Origin of the sequence: Terrabacter sp. Ter38 (assembly GCF_024519435.1) — a bacterium.
Classification (GTDB): domain Bacteria; phylum Actinomycetota; class Actinomycetes; order Actinomycetales; family Dermatophilaceae; genus Terrabacter.
This window is the reverse complement of the sequence record NZ_JALJRZ010000002.1, coordinates 141,741-159,217: the sequence shown is the minus strand read 5'-3', so window position 1 is coordinate 159,217 and position 17,477 is coordinate 141,741. Positions and strand designations below refer to the sequence as shown.

General features: G+C 72.6%; 18 protein-coding genes and 1 riboswitch. Of the genes, 6 read left to right on the top strand and 12 right to left on the bottom strand.

What is annotated here, in order from left to right; all coding sequences use genetic code 11:
- Positions 1-32 precede the first annotated feature (32 nt).
- From NR112_RS05615 to NR112_RS05605, 3 genes are all read right to left on the bottom strand, one after another.
- Positions 33-908, bottom strand: coding sequence for a CHAP domain-containing protein (locus NR112_RS05615; protein WP_256793007.1), 876 nt, complete (start codon positions 906-908; stop codon positions 33-35).
- Positions 909-912: 4 nt separating this feature from the next.
- Positions 913-1,100, bottom strand: a riboswitch (cyclic di-AMP (ydaO/yuaA leader).
- Positions 1,101-1,409: 309 nt separating this feature from the next.
- Complete coding sequence (locus NR112_RS05610) at positions 1,410-2,228, bottom strand: class F sortase (RefSeq protein WP_256793006.1); 819 nt, start codon at positions 2,226-2,228, stop codon at positions 1,410-1,412.
- A 109-nt stretch (positions 2,229-2,337) separates the two neighbouring features.
- Complete coding sequence (locus tag NR112_RS05605; RefSeq protein WP_256793005.1) at positions 2,338-3,117, bottom strand: CHRD domain-containing protein; 780 nt, start codon at positions 3,115-3,117, stop codon at positions 2,338-2,340.
- Between the two features lie 230 nt (positions 3,118-3,347).
- Between NR112_RS05605 and NR112_RS05600 the strand changes: the two genes are divergently transcribed.
- Positions 3,348-3,731: a VOC family protein gene (locus NR112_RS05600; protein ID WP_256793004.1), complete on the top strand. Its 384-nt coding sequence runs from the start codon at positions 3,348-3,350 to the stop codon at positions 3,729-3,731.
- 11 nt (positions 3,732-3,742) lie between these two features.
- On the opposite strand, the gene NR112_RS05595 is transcribed toward NR112_RS05600, so the two are convergent.
- The 5 genes from NR112_RS05595 to NR112_RS05575 form a co-directional block, all read right to left on the bottom strand.
- Positions 3,743-4,762, bottom strand: a complete 1,020-nt coding sequence (locus NR112_RS05595; RefSeq protein WP_256793003.1) for a hypothetical protein — start codon at positions 4,760-4,762, stop codon at positions 3,743-3,745.
- A gap of 111 nt (positions 4,763-4,873) precedes the next feature.
- A complete protein-coding gene (locus NR112_RS05590; protein ID WP_256793002.1) occupies positions 4,874-5,248 on the bottom strand; it encodes an iron chaperone in 375 nt (124 codons plus the stop codon).
- A 243-nt stretch (positions 5,249-5,491) separates the two neighbouring features.
- The gene (locus tag NR112_RS05585; protein WP_256793001.1) at positions 5,492-6,220 is read right to left on the bottom strand and encodes an alpha/beta hydrolase; all 729 of its coding nucleotides are present in this window, start codon (positions 6,218-6,220) and stop codon (positions 5,492-5,494) included.
- A 170-nt stretch (positions 6,221-6,390) separates the two neighbouring features.
- Positions 6,391-7,407, bottom strand: coding sequence for a zinc-dependent alcohol dehydrogenase family protein (locus NR112_RS05580; protein WP_256793000.1), 1,017 nt, complete (start codon positions 7,405-7,407; stop codon positions 6,391-6,393).
- Between the two features lie 96 nt (positions 7,408-7,503).
- The gene (locus NR112_RS05575; protein ID WP_256792998.1) at positions 7,504-8,502 is read right to left on the bottom strand and encodes a pirin family protein; all 999 of its coding nucleotides are present in this window, start codon (positions 8,500-8,502) and stop codon (positions 7,504-7,506) included.
- Between the two features lie 95 nt (positions 8,503-8,597).
- Here NR112_RS05575 and NR112_RS05570 point away from each other — a divergent pair, with 95 nt between their 5' ends.
- Positions 8,598-9,947 (top strand): MFS transporter, encoded by a 1,350-nt coding sequence (locus NR112_RS05570; protein ID WP_256792997.1) that lies wholly within the window; start codon positions 8,598-8,600, stop codon positions 9,945-9,947.
- Positions 9,948-10,041: 94 nt separating this feature from the next.
- On the opposite strand, the gene NR112_RS05565 is transcribed toward NR112_RS05570, so the two are convergent.
- Entirely contained in the window at positions 10,042-11,586 is a 1,545-nt protein-coding gene (locus NR112_RS05565; RefSeq protein ID WP_256792996.1) for a S8 family serine peptidase, read from the bottom strand.
- A gap of 158 nt (positions 11,587-11,744) precedes the next feature.
- Positions 11,745-12,344 (bottom strand): hypothetical protein, encoded by a 600-nt coding sequence (locus NR112_RS05560; protein WP_256792995.1) that lies wholly within the window; start codon positions 12,342-12,344, stop codon positions 11,745-11,747.
- Positions 12,345-12,477: 133 nt separating this feature from the next.
- On the opposite strand from NR112_RS05560, the gene NR112_RS05555 reads away from it, so the two are divergent.
- The 4 genes from NR112_RS05555 (at position 12,478) to NR112_RS05540 (ending at position 16,476) form a co-directional block, all read left to right on the top strand.
- A complete protein-coding gene (locus NR112_RS05555) occupies positions 12,478-12,642 on the top strand; it encodes a hypothetical protein (RefSeq protein WP_256792994.1) in 165 nt (54 codons plus the stop codon).
- A gap of 201 nt (positions 12,643-12,843) precedes the next feature.
- A complete protein-coding gene (locus NR112_RS05550; protein WP_256792993.1) occupies positions 12,844-13,188 on the top strand; it encodes a hypothetical protein in 345 nt (114 codons plus the stop codon).
- 1 nt (position 13,189) lies between these two features.
- Positions 13,190-14,290 carry a hypothetical protein gene (locus NR112_RS05545; protein ID WP_256792992.1) on the top strand — a complete coding sequence of 367 codons (1,101 nt, stop codon included), beginning with the start codon at positions 13,190-13,192 and terminating at the stop codon, positions 14,288-14,290.
- A 398-nt stretch (positions 14,291-14,688) separates the two neighbouring features.
- Positions 14,689-16,476 (top strand): hypothetical protein, encoded by a 1,788-nt coding sequence (locus NR112_RS05540; RefSeq protein WP_256792991.1) that lies wholly within the window; start codon positions 14,689-14,691, stop codon positions 16,474-16,476.
- On the opposite strand, the gene NR112_RS05535 is transcribed toward NR112_RS05540, so the two are convergent.
- Positions 16,473-16,862 carry an SRPBCC family protein gene (locus tag NR112_RS05535; RefSeq protein ID WP_256792990.1) on the bottom strand — a complete coding sequence of 130 codons (390 nt, stop codon included), beginning with the start codon at positions 16,860-16,862 and terminating at the stop codon, positions 16,473-16,475. The two genes, NR112_RS05540 and NR112_RS05535, sit on opposite strands and share 4 nt — an antisense overlap.
- A 52-nt stretch (positions 16,863-16,914) precedes the next feature.
- Entirely contained in the window at positions 16,915-17,385 is a 471-nt protein-coding gene (locus NR112_RS05530; RefSeq protein ID WP_256792989.1) for a cupin domain-containing protein, read from the bottom strand.
- Between the last annotated feature and the right edge of the window lie 92 nt (positions 17,386-17,477).

The window sequence follows — 17,477 nt, the reverse complement described above, 5'->3', positions numbered from 1 at the left end:
CGCGGTGGTCGTTGCGACGACGACCCGGTGGGTCACGGCGCGTAGATGTACCTCATGCCGGGACCGTCGGTCAGCGTGCGGGTGTTGTAGTTGTACGCACCGGCGAGGGCGTTCATCTCGATGATCGTCACCTCGTTGCCGTTGACCGCGGTCACCCAGGCGACGTGTCCGGCACTCGAGGAGCCGTGGACACCGGGCTGCATGACGAGGATCGACCGCGTCCGCGGCGTGCCCGACACGGTGTAACCGGAGGCCGCTGCGCCCGAGGCCCACGTCCGGGCGTTGCCCGTCCAGCCGCCGGGGTAGTAACCCTCGGACTGGTACCACTGGTTGAGGGCGCCCCACGTGCACTGGCCCGGGGTGGCCCAGTTGGACGAGCCCCGCACGCCGGAGGAGGCGCTCGGCACGGAGACGTTGACGCTCGCCTTGGCCGACGACGTGCTCGTCGTCAGGGTGGCGCGGGTCAGGTCGCGGGAGGCGCGCTGGGTGGCGGCCTTGCGCTCGGAGGCCGCCTTGGCGGCAGCGCGCTCGGTCTTGACCTGGACGTCCTCGATGACCTGCGGCTTGGCAGGCGCGACGCGCTGGGCGACGGCCTGCTGCACGGCAGGGGCGAAGCCGATCTTCGACAACGCGGTCGACGTGGCCGGGGCGGCAGCGGTGGCCGGACCGACAGCGGCCGGAGCCGCAGCGTCGACGCCCGCGGCAGCCGCGACGTCACCCGAGCTGGGCGACAGGGTGTCGGCGCTCGCCGGGTTGGCGAAGGTGGCGACCAGGCCACCGGTGGCGGCGACGACAGCGCCCGCCTTCATGGCCGGCTGGGCCGACTCGCGGGCGAGGAGCTTGAGCTCGTTGAGGGGGTTGTGGCGGCCTGGCGCACGATGGCGACCGCGGATGTTCTCAGTGTTCACGCGTCTTGCCTCTCCGCGCCTACGAAGTTAGCTGTCGGGTTCGGGCGGAAAGGTGCCCGGGCCACCCCCGCCCCGCGAAGCTCGCGTGGCGGGTGGGTCTTCACCCCAAGGACGTCCGATGTCGTTGCGCCGGACGTCCGGAGAAACGTGTGGTTCCTCCGCTCCTGTCACAAGGTTTGATCTCTCTCGTCAGGCGGTGACAGGACTAGGCGGTCCACCTCACGAGAGCCCGACCAGGTGGCCGGACTCCCGGAAGACTAGACGAGGCAACTGGCAAATGTCACGCCACGGTAACGGTGGCGCGTGGGGATCGCCCCTGAATGTCCGATGTGCCCGTCTATGCCAACGCTTTACCTGCCGTTGGGTGAGACGTGGATCACATCCGGACGGGATGCTCGGCACGCCCCACTGGGTATGCCGCCAGGTCCCTGGGTGGGGACCTCGCGGACACGTGTGGGTGTGGGTGTGGGTGTGGGTGTGACCGTCGGCCCGGGCCGCCGGTCAGGCAGCGCTCGAGAGGTGGCCGAACACCACGACGTTGTCGCGGTACTCGTTGCGGCTGTCCGTCGGCCCACCACATGTCACGAGGCGGATCTCGGCCTTGCTGACGTCACCCTTGTAGACGAGCTCGGTCGGGAACTGCGTCTTCTTGTAGGCCGCGACCTTGTCGACGGTGAAGGTCAGGTGTGAGCCGTCCCGACGGGACACCTTGACGACGTCACCGGCCCTGACCTTGCCGAGCTCGAAGAAGATGCCCGGCACGCCCGACGGGGTGTCGACGTGCGCGGCGAGGACGGACGGGCCGAGCTGGCCCGGTGTGGGGCCGGCGTCGTAGATCCCGACCTCCTGGGCCGTACCCGGCACGGAGATCGTGCCATCGGGCTGGATGCCGAGACGGACGAAGTGCGACGAGCGCACCCCGATCGCCGGGATCTCGATCGACGTCGGCTCGGACGCCTCGAGGAAGTCACCGATGCCGGCGGCATCGGCCGTCGCACCGGTCGTGCCGCCGGCCGCCGATGTCCCACCCTGACCGGGGGACACCGACGGACTCGACGGACGCGACGTGCTCGACAGGGACGTGCCCGCGGTCGCGGGGGCGCTGGCTGACGGGGCCCCGGCCGCCGCCGGTTGCGGCGGGCCGGGGTTCCCGGGGCTGCTCGAGCTCCCCCTGAGACCGACCACGAGTGCGACGATCCCGACGACGACGAGCACGGCCGTGACCGCCAGGGCCGCGGCCACCGTCGCGCTGAGGCGGCGGGGGCTGCGGCCGCCGGTGGGCGGCGTGGCCCTGGGCGCGGAGCCGGTCGGTTCGCTCATGGTCGGTCACTCCCGGTCGGTGGTGTCGGTCGCTCGAGCTCGGTGTCGATCGCTCGAGCTCGTGTCAGGCCTCAGGCCTCAGCCGTCAGGCGCTCAGGCGCTCCGGCGCTCAGGCGCGGGAGCGGGCGCGACGAGCGGCGAAGGCACCGGACCCCGCTGCAGCGAGCAGGGCGCCAGCACCGACGAGCATGAGGGCCTCGTTCTGGCCACCGCTCTTGAGGCCGTCGGCCGCCTGGCCGCCACCGGTGTGCATGCCGCCGGCGGGGGCCACGCGCAGCGCGCCACAGAGGGCCGGGTCGGTGGCCTCGGTCGGGAGCGACGGCATGAGGTCGCTCTTCGTGGCGCCGGAGTACTTGCCGTCCTTGTTGTAGTCGACGCCGTGGATGACGACGACGGACTGGCCGGCCGAGATCGCCTTCGCGACGTCGCTCGAGACCGTGATGCTGCCGCGCTGGTAGGCGATCTTGCCTCCGGGCGCCGTGCTGAAGCGGTCGATCGCGAGGCCCGACTTCGGGCTCGTGTCACCCGTCGTCGTCAGCGACACGACGATGTCGCCGTAGGCCGGGCCACCCTCGGTCGTGTTGAGGTGCCCGTCGCCGTTCTTGTCGTCGGACAGGATCGGGCACTCGTGGCGGGCCTCGGCGCCGAAGTGGATGTGTGCGGCGTGCGGGTTGTCGGGGAGCAGGCCGTTGGCGGCCATCGTCACGGTGATGGTGGTGCCCGTCACCTCGACCATCGCGGTGCCGCTGCCGTCGACACCGTTGCCGGCGACGGGCTTGAGGTTGGCGCTGACCCAGGTGTCGGCGGCGAAGGCCGGTCCGATGCTGAGGGCCATGGCCGCGGCGGCCGCGAGGCTGGCGCCGGCGATCCGAGTGGTGGTGGTGCGCATCTGTGTTCCTCCTTGACGAGGAGACAAACCGTCCATCCTGCTCTGCTTCGGACGGGGGGCCGTCGTCGACCGTCTCCGGGTGGGGGTTCGCCGCGGCCAGGACAACTGGATTGGGGTTCAACCGAAATTTCTTCGACGGAGGCGCGCCGTGGCGGGCCCCACGGGTCTTCACTGGAGGGACCGAGTGCGCCGCGACCGGCCACTGGCCCCCTTTCACGGAAGGACACACCGTGCTCCAGGACTCCCACGCCTTCAGCGGCTTCGCCGTCGACGACATCGCCGCAGCCAAGGCCTTCTACGGCGACACCCTCGGCCTGCGCGTCACCGAGGAGAACGGCATGCTGACGCTCCACCTCGCAGGCGACGGGGGCGACCGCCCGACGCTCGTCTACCCGAAGCCGAACCACGAGCCGGCGTCGTTCACCATCCTCAACTTCCCGGTCGACGACGTCGAGGCCGCGGTCGACGAGCTCACGGCCAAGGGCGTCGTCTTCGAGACGTATGCGGGCACGCCGATGGAGACCGACGCCAAGGGGGTCTTCCGCAAGGGTGGACCGCTCATCGCGTGGTTCACCGACCCGGCCCGCAACGTCCTGGCCGTCATCGAGCGCTGAGCGTCTGAGGTTCAGGGGTTGATGCCGGTGACCTCTTTCGCGACCCGGAGGTCGACGGCTCCCCTCGCCGCCGGCGGGATGTTCGCGACCGTGCCGTCGTACTCGACCCGTCCGGCGGGAGTCCAGCAGAAGTGGTGGACCTCCTCCGGGAAGTGGCTGTCGGGCAGCGGTGTGTAGGTCGCGCAGACGGTGAATCGCCCTGCGGGGACGTCCATGGAGTAGGAGTCGGGCCCATCGTCGGCCAAGGATGACTCGGTGCCGGCCTGGTTGCCGGACGAGTCGTAGACGCTGAGGAAGCCGTCGACGTACGACGACGTCCCGAGGGAGCCGCGGATGCGATGGCCCAGCGTCTCGAGGGGCCGGTAGAGCCACGGCGAGCTGACGCCCGAGGCGTCGGTGAGCCGAAGGAAGTAGTACCAGGTCCCCTCGTGGGGCACCGTGTCGGTGAACCCGCCGGGCGGGGCCGCTGAGGCGACGAGCACGCCGCCGGTCAGGCTCGGGGTCGTGCTGCGGATGATCCGGGCCCGGACGGCCTCGACGTCGTTCGTCGTCCAGCTCGCCGCCACGGTGATGCGGCTGGTGTCGGCACTGAGGTGGCCGGAGCCGCCGAACGAGGTCAGCCGCGGCGCCGTGACGTCCTCGAGGGTCGAGGTCGTGATGGTCCGTCGCGCGGAGTAGTGGCCCGCACCGTCACGCACCCAGACGGCGAAGGTGTAGGCCGCGCTGCTCGTCAGGGGACGCGCGGTCGCCGACCTCGGGAAGGTGACCGGGACGGCATACCCCGTCGTGGGGGAGGCCGCTGGTGTGGCACCGCGAGTCAGCCGCACGACGACGGAGGCACCGGGCGTGTAGACGGCGGCCGGGACGGCCCACCCGATCGTCAGCGTGTGGTCGTAGCGGGCCGTCACCGCGATGCTCGACACCGGCGGCGGCGCGGTCGTCGTCGCCTCGGGAACGGCCGCGCCGGAGGGCGTCTGGCCCGCCAGCGTCAGGGCGAGGACCGGGAGCAGCGTCGCCAGTACACGCCGCATCGTGACCCGTTCATGTCGCCGCGCCATCGCAGAACCCCTGTCCGTCGAACTCGATCTCGTCACCGTACGCCAGCACCGGCCAGCTCGGGCGCAAGCGCGGCGAGCGACGCGTCAGACGTCGTGGCCCTCAGAGACGGCCGAGCGGCGCTTGAGGCACAGCTCGGTGATCTCGGAGACGAGCTCGAGCGGGACCGGCCGGCTGATCGGGAAGCGCACGGTGTCCTTGGCGCGACGGTAGGGGCCGATCGCCTCCTCGAACTGCTCGTCGCCCGTCGGGACGGGGTAGAGGCCGACGTGGTTCTTCCAGCCGGCGTAGTAGATGAGCGGCTTGCCGTCGACGGTGAACGTCGCCATGCCGTAGCTGATCTTCTCGCCCGCGTGAGGGGCTACCTCGCGGATCGTGCGGCGGACCCCCGCAAGCTGAGTTCGCGTCTCCTCGGGGTAGGAGGCGATGTAGTCATCGACGGACGCAAATCTCGGGGCCAATCCTGGTCCTCACTTCAGTTCCGGACCGGTCGGTGAAAGGGGTGACCCGACTGTATTGGGCGAGACGCACGACTGCAAAGTACGTACGCGTCCAGCGACCGAATGGTCACAGACCTAAAAGCTGAGCTGGACCGACGAGCCCGCCGCAAGACGGGCTGAGGGCCGTCTCCGTGGTGTCTGGCCTCAGGCGCCTGATCACACCTCGGCTCGCACGTCGGCTCGCACGTCGGCTCGCACGTCGGCTCAGACGTCGAGCCAGGCCTCACCGGCGAGGACCCGGCCGATGACGCCCTCGGGTCGGCGGCCGAGCAGGGTCGCGACCGCGAAGTCGGCGGCCAGGCCGTCGAAGACGCCGTGGCGCCGGAGCATCGCGTGCTTGCCGCCCTCGACGGTGACGTAGCCCACCTCGGCGGTGCGGGCGAGGTCGCGGGCCACCGCCGCCGAGCTCGTCGGTCGGGCGATGCGGTCGTCGTCTCCGTGGATGACGAGGACGCGTCGCCCGGTCAGGTCGAGGTGTCCCTCGCTGGGGTAGACCCACGGGTTGAGCGCGACGGCGCTGACGACGGGATCCTCGCCGGCCGCGAGCAGCGCGGCACGACCGCCGAGCGAGTGCCCGACGAGGCAGACCGGCAGGTCGGGACCGAAGCGGTCGGCCACCTCGCCCAGGGCCCAGCGCACGTCGTCGACCGGAGTGTGGTGGGCGTCCCAGCCGCGCGTCGAGTTGAGTAGGCGCAGCACGGCGAGCTCGCCCTTCGCGGCGCGCGCGATGCGACTCGCGATCGGCACCATCCGCAGCACCGACAGCTGGGTCGGGCTGACGCGCATCGGCGCGCGCCGCGCCGCGCCACCGTGCAGCACAAGGACGATGCCGCGTGGTGCGCTCGGGGCTGCGGTGTCGATGAGCCGGGCGTGCGTCACGTCTCTCTCCTGGTCCGCCGTCGGGTATGCCGTGTGCTCGGGTTCGCGTGTCACGTCCGGTCTTCGGAGCGCGAGCGTCGACGGCTTGGTGCCCACACGGCATACCCGTTCGGTGTCGCCGGTGCTGTCGCCGGTGCTGTCGCCGATCGGCCGCTGTCCAGGGTTGGTCAGGCGGGTCGGGCCGTTCAGGCCGTTCAGGCGGGTCAGGCGGGGTCAGGCTTCGTTCAGGGGCGCAGCAGGACCTTGATCGCACGGCGCTCGTCCATGGCGCGGTAGCCCTCGGCGACCTCGTCGAGCGGAAGCGTCAGGTCGAAGACCCGGCCCGGGTCGATGCGGCCGTCGAGGACGCGCTCGAGCAGGTCGGGCAGGTAGGTGCGCACCGGAGCCATGCCACCGGCGAGGCCGACGTTGCGCACGAACATCTGCCGGACGGGCAGCTCGACGCCGTGCGGGGCGCCGACGAAGCCGACGGTCGAGCCGGGGCGGCCGATGCGGAAGGCGGTCTTCATCGACTGGTCGGTGCCGACGCACTCGAGCACCGAGTCGGCGCCGATGCCGCCGGTCAGCTCCATCACGGCCTCGACACCGGCGTCGTCACGCTCGGCGATGACGTGGGTGGCGCCGAACTCGCGGGCCAGGGCCTGGCGCGGCTGGTGGCGCGACATCGCGACGATGCGGTCGGCGCCGAGCTCCTTGGCGGCGATGACGCCGCAGAGGCCGACGGCTCCGTCACCGATGACGACGGCGGTGCCGCCGGGCCGCACGCGCGAGGACACGGCGGCGTGCCAGCCCGTGGCCATGACGTCGGCAAGGGTGAGGAGCGAGGGGAGCATCGCGTCGTCGGGCATCCCGTCGGTCGCGACCAGACTGCCGTCCGCCTGGTTGACGCGGACGAGCTCGGCCTGGCCGCTCTCGGTCCAGCCCTGGTGGTCGCACACCGAGGTCATGCCGGCGAGGCAGTGCGGGCACGTGTTGTCGCAGTGGACGAACGGGATGACGACGAAGTCGCCCTTCCTGATCTGCCGGACGTCGTCGCCGATCTCCTCGACGACGCCGACGGCCTCGTGGCCGATCGTGGAGCCGGCCGTGATCGGGTTGGCGCCGCGGTAGGGCCAGAGGTCCGAGCCGCAGATGCAGCCGGCCACGACGCGGACGATGGCGTCGGTCGGCGCCTCGATCGTCGGGTCGGGCAGGTCGGACAGGCGGATGTCACCGGGGGCATGGATCGTCGTCGCGCGCATGGGGCCATCCTTGTCCTGCCCGTGGGCCGACCCCAAACCCCGGCCGCCAACCCTTCACGTCAACCCTTCACGTCAACCCTTGACGTTCCCTCGGGCTCAGCCCCTGGAGCGCAGGCGCAGGTTGGGCAGGCCGGGGGCGGGGAGGGTGTGGTCCCAGGCCTCGGGGAAGCTGCCGTAGCGCGCGCCGGGTGCCGCGGCGGCATACGACCCCTCCTCGCGCGGCGACCGCTCGCGCTGCCAGTCCTCGCGGAAGCCGACGACCTCGTCGTGGCTGCGGCCGATGAAGTTCCACCACATGACGATCTGCTCACCGAAGGGTGCCCCGCCGAGCACGAGGAGGCGTGTGGGCTCGTCGGGGCCTGCCTCGACGGTGATGCGGCTGGTCCCGGTGGCCAGGAAGGCGATCTCGCCGGGCTTGGCCGTGACGTCGTCGACCGTGAGCACGCCCGTGTCGCAGAGCAATCCGTGCTCGTGGGCAGGGTCGACGTCGATGTCGAGAGAGCTGCCGGCGGTGAGCGTCACCTCGGCGCCGACGAGGTCGGAGAACATCGTGACTGGCGAGGTCTGGCCGAAGAGGGTGCCGAGGAAGACGAGGACCCGCGCGCCGTCGACCTCGGTCACCGGCGGGGCGTAGTGCTCGAAGCCCGGCTGCGTGTTGCGGTCGGCCTCGGGGAGCGCGACCCACAGCTGCGCACCGTGGAGGACCGTCGTGTCGGCGGTGGAGTACTCCGAGTGGGCGATGCCCGAGCCCGCGGTCATGATGTTGAGCTCGCCGGGGCGGACGAACGCGTGGGCTCCGGTGGAGTCGCGGTGCTCGACCTCTCCGGTGAAGAGCCAGGACACCGTCTGCAGGCCGGTGTGCGGGTGGCCGGGCACGACCATGCCACCCGTCTGCGAGACGTCGTCGGGGCCGTAGTGGTCGACGAAGCACCATGCCCCGATGAGCGAGCGCTCGCGCTGCGGGAGGCTGCGGCGTACCGGCATCGCTCTCGGGCCGCCGAGCGGCACCTCGCGGTAGGGCAGGACGACGACGGTCGAAGGGGTGGGGTCGTCGCCGCAGACGACCTCGGCGGGGTGGGGGTCCGGGTTGCTCACCCGTTCAGGCTAGGCCCGGAGCGGGCTCTGGGTGCAGGTCTCCTCGTAGGTCTCCTCGTAGGTCGGGTGCAGGTCGGGTTGCTAGGTTGCCCCGCATGACCGACCCGGCTGGCAACGCTCCCAGCGGCGTTCCCACCAGCGCGGCCGGCCTCGGACCCGCCCGGGGCCGCTGGTCGGCGTGGCGGGTGGTGTGGTGGTTCGGCTTCGTCAGCCTCGCCGCCGACATGGTCTACGAGGGCGCGCGCTCGATGTACGGCCCGATCCTCGCCTCGCTCGGTGCCACGGCCGTCGTCGTCGGGCTCGTCACCGGTGCCGGGGAGGCGATGGCACTCGTGCTGCGCCTCGTCTTCGGTCCGCTCGCCGACCGGACCGGCCGCTACTGGGGTCTGACGATCGTCGGCTACGGCCTCACCGCCGTGTGCGTGCCGCTGCTCGCCGTGACGCCCTTCGTCGGCGGCGCGGGCCTCGCGCTCGCGTCCGTCCTCATCCTCCTCGAGCGCGCCGGCAAGGCCGTGCGCAGCCCGTCGAAGTCCGCGCTGCTCGCCCACGTCGCATCGGCGGTCGGGCGCGGCCGCGGCTTCGGCGTGCACAAGGCGCTCGACCAGGTCGGGGCGTTCGCCGGGCCGCTCGTCGTCGCCGGCGTCATCGCGGCGACCGGCGCGATCTGGCCGAGCATGGCGGTGCTCGCGATCCCCGGCACGGCAGCGATGCTGCTCCTCGCGGTCATCCGCTCGCGCGTGCCCGACCCGTCGGTCTACGACGTGGAGACGTCGGCAGCGTCGAGCGAGCCTGCGGTGCAAGCGGTTCCGGGTGGCGAGGAGTCGAGAGGCGGGCTGCGCGGATGGTTCGCCGACGCCGTCGGGTCGGGCCTGCCGCGCGAGTTCTTCGGCTACGCGCTCGCCGCGGGCCTCATGACCGGCGGCCTCGTGACCTTCGGCATCATCGGCTACCACCTCACGGTCGAGGGGCTCGTCCCCGTCGCCACGGTCCCCGTCGTCTATGCCGGCGCCATGGCGGTCGAGGCGCTCGCTGCGCTCGGGGTGGGCCTCGTCTACGACCGCCGCGGCGGCGCCGTGCTGTATGCCGTGCCGCTGCTCGTCGCGCTCGTGCCCCCGCTCGCCCTGTCGGGCTCGGTGGCGCTCTCCCTCGTCGGGGTCGCGGTCTGGGGCCTGGCCTACGGAGTGCAGGACTCGACGGTCAAGGCGCTCGTCGCGGAGGTCGTGGAGGCACCGAGGCGCGCGACGGCATACGGCGTCTTCGCGGGGGTGCAGGGAGCGTTCGCGATCGTCGGCGGTCTCGTCGCGGGATGGCTCTACGACCGCTCGCTGCCGGCCCTGGTCGGCGTGGTGGCGTTGACCCAGCTCGTCGCCCTCGTCCTCCTCGCCCGCACCATTCGCTCCCTCCGCCGCCATCCCCGCCCGACCAGCCGCCCGACCCGCCCCTGAAACCGCGCGAACGCGGCGTTCGGCGTCGAAAACCGTGTTCTGACACTGAGTTCGACACCGAACACCACGTTCGGCGAGGGACCTGCGCGGAGGGTCAGCTGACGGCGTCGAGGGCGTCGACGACACCCTCACCGAAGAAGCTGTTGTCCTCGACCGGGCCGACGCAGACCGGGCCGCCGGTCGTCGTGCCGCACGCCTTGTCGTCGGCCTGCCGGCGCAGCTTCTCGATCATCTGCGCGGGCGTCCACGTCGGGTGCACCGACTTCATGAGCGCGAGCACACCGGCGACGTGCGGGGACGCCATCGAGGTGCCGCTCTTCGTGCCGTAGCCGTTGTTGGCCACGACCGTGGAGAGGATCGACGAACCGGGAGCGGCGACGTCGATCGTGCCGAGGCCGCGGTTGCTGAACGAGGAGAGACGGCTCTCCATCGTCCCCGCCGGGAAACGCTGCATCGAGCTGACCGTCACGACGCCGTCGAGCTCGGTCGGAATGTCCTCGCAGCCGCTGTTGAGGGTGCGGGTGACGAAACCGGCGGGCTGCTGGTCGTCAGGGCTCGTCGTGTCCGTGAACGACGACTTGTCCGACAGGTCGCGGGCCGAGTTGCCGGCCGCGGCCGCGTGGACGACACCCTGCTTCGTCGACCACGTCACCGCGCGACGGACGGCCTCCTTGGCGGCGTACTGGTCGGGCTGGTCCTCGCAGTAGAACTCGAACGGGTCGACGTAGTAGCTGTTGTTCGTCACGTCCATGTGCTTGAGCCCGGCCCAGAGGAAGCCGCACACGGCGTACTCCGGGTAGATGAACCCGGCGTCGTTGACGACCTTGACCGCGGCCATCCGGACGTTCGGGGCGACGCCGACGATGCCGACGCCGTTGCGCGCAGCGGCGATCGTGCCGGCCACGTGGGTGCCGTGGTCGCTCGTCGTCGGGTACCAGCCGGTGGCCGAGAGGTCGGGGCGGCCGGCGTCGGTGCAGTTGACGGAGTCGGCGACGTCGATGTTGGCGGCGAGGTCTGGGTGGTCGGGGTCGATGCCGCTGTCGAGGACGCCGACGAGCACGTTGCGGGAGCCGTCGGTGATCGCGTGGGCCTGGTCGGCCTTGATCATCTTGAGGTCCCACTGCTCGCCCTCGCGCGGGTCGCTGGCGGCGGCCGGCGACGCGTCGGACTCGAGGTCGCCGTTGTCGGCCTTCTTCGCGCCCTGCTTGTAGCCGGACGCGCCGCGGCCCCAGGACGCCCCCGCGACCTGGGGCGTGCCCTCGGATACGGCGACCGTGCGGGTCGCGCCGACCGACTCGACGGCCTTGCCGCCCGCCGCGACGACGTCGGCCCGGAAGGTGGAGACCTTCGAGTGCGCGATGACGACGCCGATCTGCGGCCACGACTGGACGACGACGCCGCCCGCGGCCCTGACCGCGGTCTCGACGAGACGCGTCTGGCCGGGGTTGGCGATGCGCGCGTTGACGACGTAGCTCATGAGCTGGCCGTCCGGGGTGTTGATGGTGACCGGCGTCGAGACCGGCTCGGTGGTGGTCGCGTCGGTCGAGGCGACGGCGACGCCACCGATCGCGGCGGTCGAGGCGAGGGCGAGCGACGCGACGGCGACGATGCCGCGTCGGGTCAGGCTGGGGTGGCGCATGTGTGAGCTCCCGTGGTGTGAGGAACAAATGACAGCGCCCTGGATCGGGCGCGTCCCCACATCCTTGGGGGCTACCGGTCAGTCCGCTCGTCGACATCGTCACGGAGGCCTGGCCCCGGGTGGCCCATGGGCCAGGCCGGGGCGCCCGGGTCGGGCTCTCAGTCCGCCTCGACCGGCCGGGTGAGCGGGGCGAGGGCGATGAGGAGCACGAGCGAGGCGAGCGGGCCCAGGCCCCAAGGCAGCAGCATGATCCCGACCGAGACGGCCGCGAGGGCGAGCGAGCCGGCGGGCAGGTGCCCCTCGACGGTGAGGGCGACGAGCACCATCGCGAGGGCCACGGCCGTCAGGACGCCGCCGCCCGAGGAGAGTGCGGCGGGCGCCGAGTGGCCGATGAGGCCAGTGATCTGACCGACCCAGACGGCCGCCGTCGCGCCCGCCCCGAACGCCGCGAGCAGCGCCGTCGGCACCGCGAGGGGGAGATGGCGCAGCCGAGCGCCGAGGCCCGCGGTCAGCCACGCGAAGCCCGCGACCGACAGGACGAGGAGCACGCCCGCGGCCACCGACAGGGCGCCCTCGTCGCGGGCTGCGGCGACCCCGCCGAGCCCACCGAGACCGCGGAGCCCGTCGAGGGAGTCGAGGCCGTCGACCCAGTCGACGATGCCGTGGGTGAAGAGCAGGAGCGGTGCGAGCAGCGCCAGGAGCGGCACGCGGTCCGTCGCCGCCCGCGTGCCCGGGAGCGTGGGCGTACGCGTGGACACCCTCGCGGGTGCCGGCGACGTCACCCGGCCGGCTGGGACAGTGGCGGGGACAGTGGTGGGGACAGTGGTGGGGACAGCGGCGGGGACAGCGGGGGACGTCGCGGAGGCGGCGGACGGGGGAGGGGTGCGGTGCGTGGTCGGTGGCGTGACGGCATACGCGGCCGGTGCGGTGTGGGCTCTCGGGGAGCCGGCGGCGCGGGCCGGGGAGAGCGTGCTCGTCGTCATGCCTCCAGCGTGGCGGTCGGGGGTGACGGTGCCCATCGGGGTCGACCCCGAGCCGTCCCCCAACGGTCCCTGAGAGCGGTCGGGTGGACGCGCTCGCCTTTTTGTCCATTTCGGAGACTTTGACCCTCTTTGGGTCGTACCGTGCGCTTGTGGGGTCGAGGTCAGGGTTGACCCCGTCGAGGCTCTGGTCAAAGGGGTAGACATGTCGGTGCGCTTCAATGCTCCTCCGGGATGGCCGGTTCCGTCGTCGTCGTGGGCTCCGGGCGATGACTGGATGCCGGACCCCACCTGGCCGACGCCGCCGCGCGGCTGGAGCTTCTGGGTCGTCGAGCAGCGGGCCGCCGGCGCCGTGGGCGAGGGCGGCACGCCGCGCGTCGGTTCCCCGCCCCGCACGGCCGCCGCCACCTCCGCCACCTCGGCCACCTCGGCCACCTCCGTCGCCTACGGCACCGATCGCGGGAGCTGGCTCGCCGGCCTGCGGGCCCGCGCCTCGTCCGAGGCCCTCGAGGTGGCGACCTCGCCCGGCCGCGCAGTCGAGCCGGCCGCGGCGCGCGCCTCCGCCGAGAGCTCGTGGGAGCTCGACGGCTTGCTGACCTCTGCGGGCCGGCTGGACCTCTGAGGTGGACCTTCTGCTCAGGGTCGCACCCGAGGTGCGGCTCAGGTCCTCGACGTCCGGACTCCGCGCCCTGCTCGACGAGACGGCGGCCCCGCGTGTCGGCACCGGCGTCGGCGCTCGCACCGACGTCTCGTCCGTCTCCGATCGCGGCTCCGACGCGGCGCTGACTCTCGCCGAGCTCGAGGTGCGGTCGCGGCAGGCCCAGGAGTCCGGCGACCTCAACGCGCTGGGGTCGGTCGAGGAGGCGCTCGCCGGGCTGCACCGCGAGAACCACCCACCCCGTCGGCGTCCCGAGCCACCCGAGACGGCGGCACTGTCGGCCAAGGAGCGAAGTCTCCTGGAGCGCAAGGCCTTCAACGCCGCGCTGCCGCAGGTGTCCCTCTTCAAGCGCGCGGCCCGCTCCAAGGCCAGGGCGATCGCCGAGACCGAGGCGGACGGCTTCAGCCGCACCCTCGACGTCGCGCACGCCGTCATCGCCCAGCACCGGGCCGCCGCGCTCGACGACCAGTGGAACGGGCTCGCCGGGCACGAGCGCTGCGCCGTCATCGCCGAGCTCGACGCCGACTTTGCGGCGGCGGAGTGCGGCTGCACGTGCGTCGACGCCGGGTGGGACGCCGAGACCTCGCGCGGCTACGTCACGGTCGTGGCCCGCTATCCCTCGCTCGACATCGTCGGCGAGCGCGGCCCGGGCGTCTCGTCGAGCGGACGTCCGATGCTGCGCCGCCGCACCCGCTCCGAGCGCAACGCGCTCTACCTCGGCGGCCTCGCATCGTTCGCCCTGGCCGCCGCCCGCCGAGCGATCAGCGTCGCAGTAGCGACCGACGACATCCACCTCGTCATCGTGCGACCGACCGAGACGGGTGAGGGGCTCGAGCCGATCTATGTCGGCAGCCTGAGCCGGGAGGCGGTCACGCTGCGCCCGGCCCTCGCCGACCCGCTGCCGTTGCTGCTCGGGTCGGCGACCCGGCCGATGCAGTTCGACGGCCCGGCCCACCACCTCGCGGCCGTGGCCCCCGACGCGGACGTCATGGAGATCGTGCGGGTGTGCGTCGAAGCGCTCGTCGACGAGCAGCTCGACGGTCTGCTCGAGGTCGGGCTCGACTGAGCTGACAGCTGCTCGGTCGCCCGGCTGGGACCCACGGTCGCCCGGCTGGGACTGCCTGGCCCGCGCATCACCGGCTATGCCCATCCAAGGCCGTCCGACGCCAAAGCCGTTGGGAATACGGCGTATCCGACCATTTCGGACACGATGACTGCATCGACCCGCGTATGCGGGGGCTTCCCGTGCTGGCTCGAGCGGAAGCGCCGGGACAGCGGGCCACGCGAGGCGACCGCGACCGGAGCTCCGAGGGCTACGCTGCGACGACGGGGCGCACGGACGTCCGGACCACCCCTCGTCCGCGGCCCCCTCGATGCGTGTTCGGCCCAGCGGGGAGGGCCATGTGGGGTGGCCGAGGGAGCCGTGCCGTGCCGATTGTCTTCAACCCACCGCCGGGATGGCCCATGCCTCCTGCGACGTGGGAGCCGTCGGACGAGTGGCTCCCCGCCCCGGACTGGCCCGAGCCCCCGGCCGACTGGAGGTTCTGGTCGGTGCCCGCCCCACAGCCTGCATCGGGTGAGCCCCAGGAGCGCGGCAAAGGCGGGCGGCTGGGCAAGGTGTCCTTCCCGGTCGCCACGGTGGCCGCCCAGTCCACGGTGTCGCTCGGCGCCCTCTTCTCGGACCGAGGCCGGCGCGCTCCGGACGGGACGTACGGCACCTCGTCGGGCGGTGTCGCCGGAGAGCCGGCGACCACGGCGCGACACGAGTACCACGAGCCACCCGGGCGGGGCGTCTCGGCTTTCGGCAGCGACGCGCCGCCTACCCGCGGGTCGGTCCTCGACGGCCTCGTGGCGGCGGTGCCGGGACGGCTGGTCCCCCAGACCGAGACACCCGCGGACGGCGCAGGCTCAGACGACGAGCCGAGGGTGTCACCCGGCATCCGGCTGTCACCGATCCTGCGGCTCGTGTCGCACCCGTCTGGCTTGCGCGTGCAGCTCCGGGCCGGTGCGCCGGTTGCCGCCGCGCTCGTCGGCGTCATGACCCCGGCCGTCGAGGCAGCGATGGCCGGCCTCTCTCCAGCGCAGTCACGCCGGCCGGGCCCGTCGGTTCGTCCGAGCGCCGACCGGGCCGGGCGAGGAGGGCGGGGAGGCGGCCAGGGTGGGCTGCGCCTGCTGCGTCGCCGTCGCCGGGACCCGGGCGGTGTCGTTGCCGCGGGGGCGGTGCGGGGCGAGGAGGGAGACGGGCGCGAGGAAGGCGAGCGCAGCGTCGCCAGCGCGCTCTCCGTGAGCAACCTCGCCCGTCGAGGGCGCGAGGCCCGTCGCGTCACCGACCGCGAAGAAGCGCTCGCCGTCGACCGCGACCTCTGCTCCCTGCATCGGCACACCTTCACTTCCATCAGACCGCCTGTCGTGACCCCGTTCGTGCCCATGACGGCCGCCGAGAGGTCGGAGGTCCGCCAGCAGGCTCTCGCCGCGACCGGCGCCACGGCCAAGGGCCTGTCACGGGCTCGGAGGGCGGAGCTCCAGGCGCTCTCCGCCGAACAGGTCTCGGCCTTCGTGCGTGCCAGCAACCTCGCCCGTCGGGTGCTCGCCGACCGGCGGGAGGCACTCGCGTCGTTGGCGTGGCAGCTGCTCGAGGCGCACGACCCGGCGGTCGTCGTCACCGTCGTCGACGAGGCGCTGCGCAGCTCCGGCAGCGACGTCACGTGTCTGGACGCGGGGGGCGACCCGGTGACCGATCGTGCCTACGTGACCGTCCTCGTGCGCTTCCCCACGATCAGCATCGTCGCCAAGGAGTGGCCCCACGTGGCTCTGTCGGGCCGCACGACGTGGCGTCGGCGCACGCCGGGGGAGCGCAACGGGGTGTATGCCGCCGGGCTGGCCTCCGTCGTCCTGGCTGCGGCCAAGCAGGTCGTCAGCATCGCGCCTGCGACGGACGACGTGAACGTCGTCGTCGTCCGTCCCACGCCCAACGGGCACGGGGTCGAGCCGGTCTACGTCGGTCGGCTCGACCGCGAGGACGTGTCGTTGCGGCACCCGGACGCGGACCCGCTGCCGATCGTCATCAGCTCGGCGCTGCCGGACGGCATCCGCATCCACGGTCCTGAGCGGGAGGTCGGCGCCCTCGACCCGGCGGGTGACGCCGATGGCGCCCTGCGCGAGATCGTCGAGGCGTGCCGGGTGGCGGAGGCGACGCGCATGCCCTCGCCGGGCTCGGCTCCGTCGGACGGACCGGTCCCGCCGGCCGGCTAGAGGTCGCGCTGGACGAGGCGGCGCAGTGCGAGGGCCGCGACCGGCCGGTAGCCGATGACCGCGAAGGCGGGGCCGTCGATGGTGAGCTCGGTCGTGCAGCCGCCGGGGGCGGGGCGGACGACGTGGTCGAGGGTGGCGTGCACGGGGCCGAGCCGCACGTGCCAGCTCCACTCCATCGCCTCGGCGTCGACGGCAAGTACCTCGAACGGGACCCGGACCCCCAGGGGCCCGACGACGAGCCCGTTGAGGCCGGCGGCGATGTGCGGTGCGGGGGCGATGACCTCCTGGATCTGCGGCGACCACGTCGACCAGAGGTCGAACTGCTCGTAGCGGGCCCACACGACGGCAGGGTCGGCGCCGCCGCTGGCCGTGATCGTCGCGCGCATCGCTCAGCTCCCTCGTCGGTCAGGCATGGTCGCTTCAGGTGCCTCAGGTGCCTCAGGTGCCGTCAGGTGCCGTCGGGCCGTCCGGTGCCGTCGGTGCTGTCGCGGCTTCGGGCGCCGGAGCGGGCGCGGGTCCGTCCACGTTGACCGTCGGCGTGCCCGAGCCGCAGCGCACGATGACGGCCCGTGACGTGCCGTCGCCCGGGTTGGACTCGCGGTGCACGGCGCCGGCGGGCACGCGGAGGAAGTCGCCGGGGCCGGCCTCGACGACGACCTCGCCGCCCGGGCCGGACTCGAGCCGCATCCGGCCGGAGACGACGTAGAGGGTCGTGTCGTGGTCGCCGTGGTGGTGCCACCCGGAGACGGCGCCGGCCTCGGTGTCCACCGTGCCCGACCACATCGACTCGGTGTGCAGGGCGACCTGCCTTCTCATCCCCGGCGTCGGGTCGGCCGGGCTGAGGGCGTCACCCGCGACGTGGCTGCACGGCTCGGCGGCAGCGGTCGGCAGGTCGGTGTGCTCGGTCATGCCCCCATCAAACCCCCACGGCTCTAGCCTTGTCGTGTCCTTGTTCATGCGGTTCATGCGGTTCATGCGGTTCATGTGGTTCATGTGCTGGT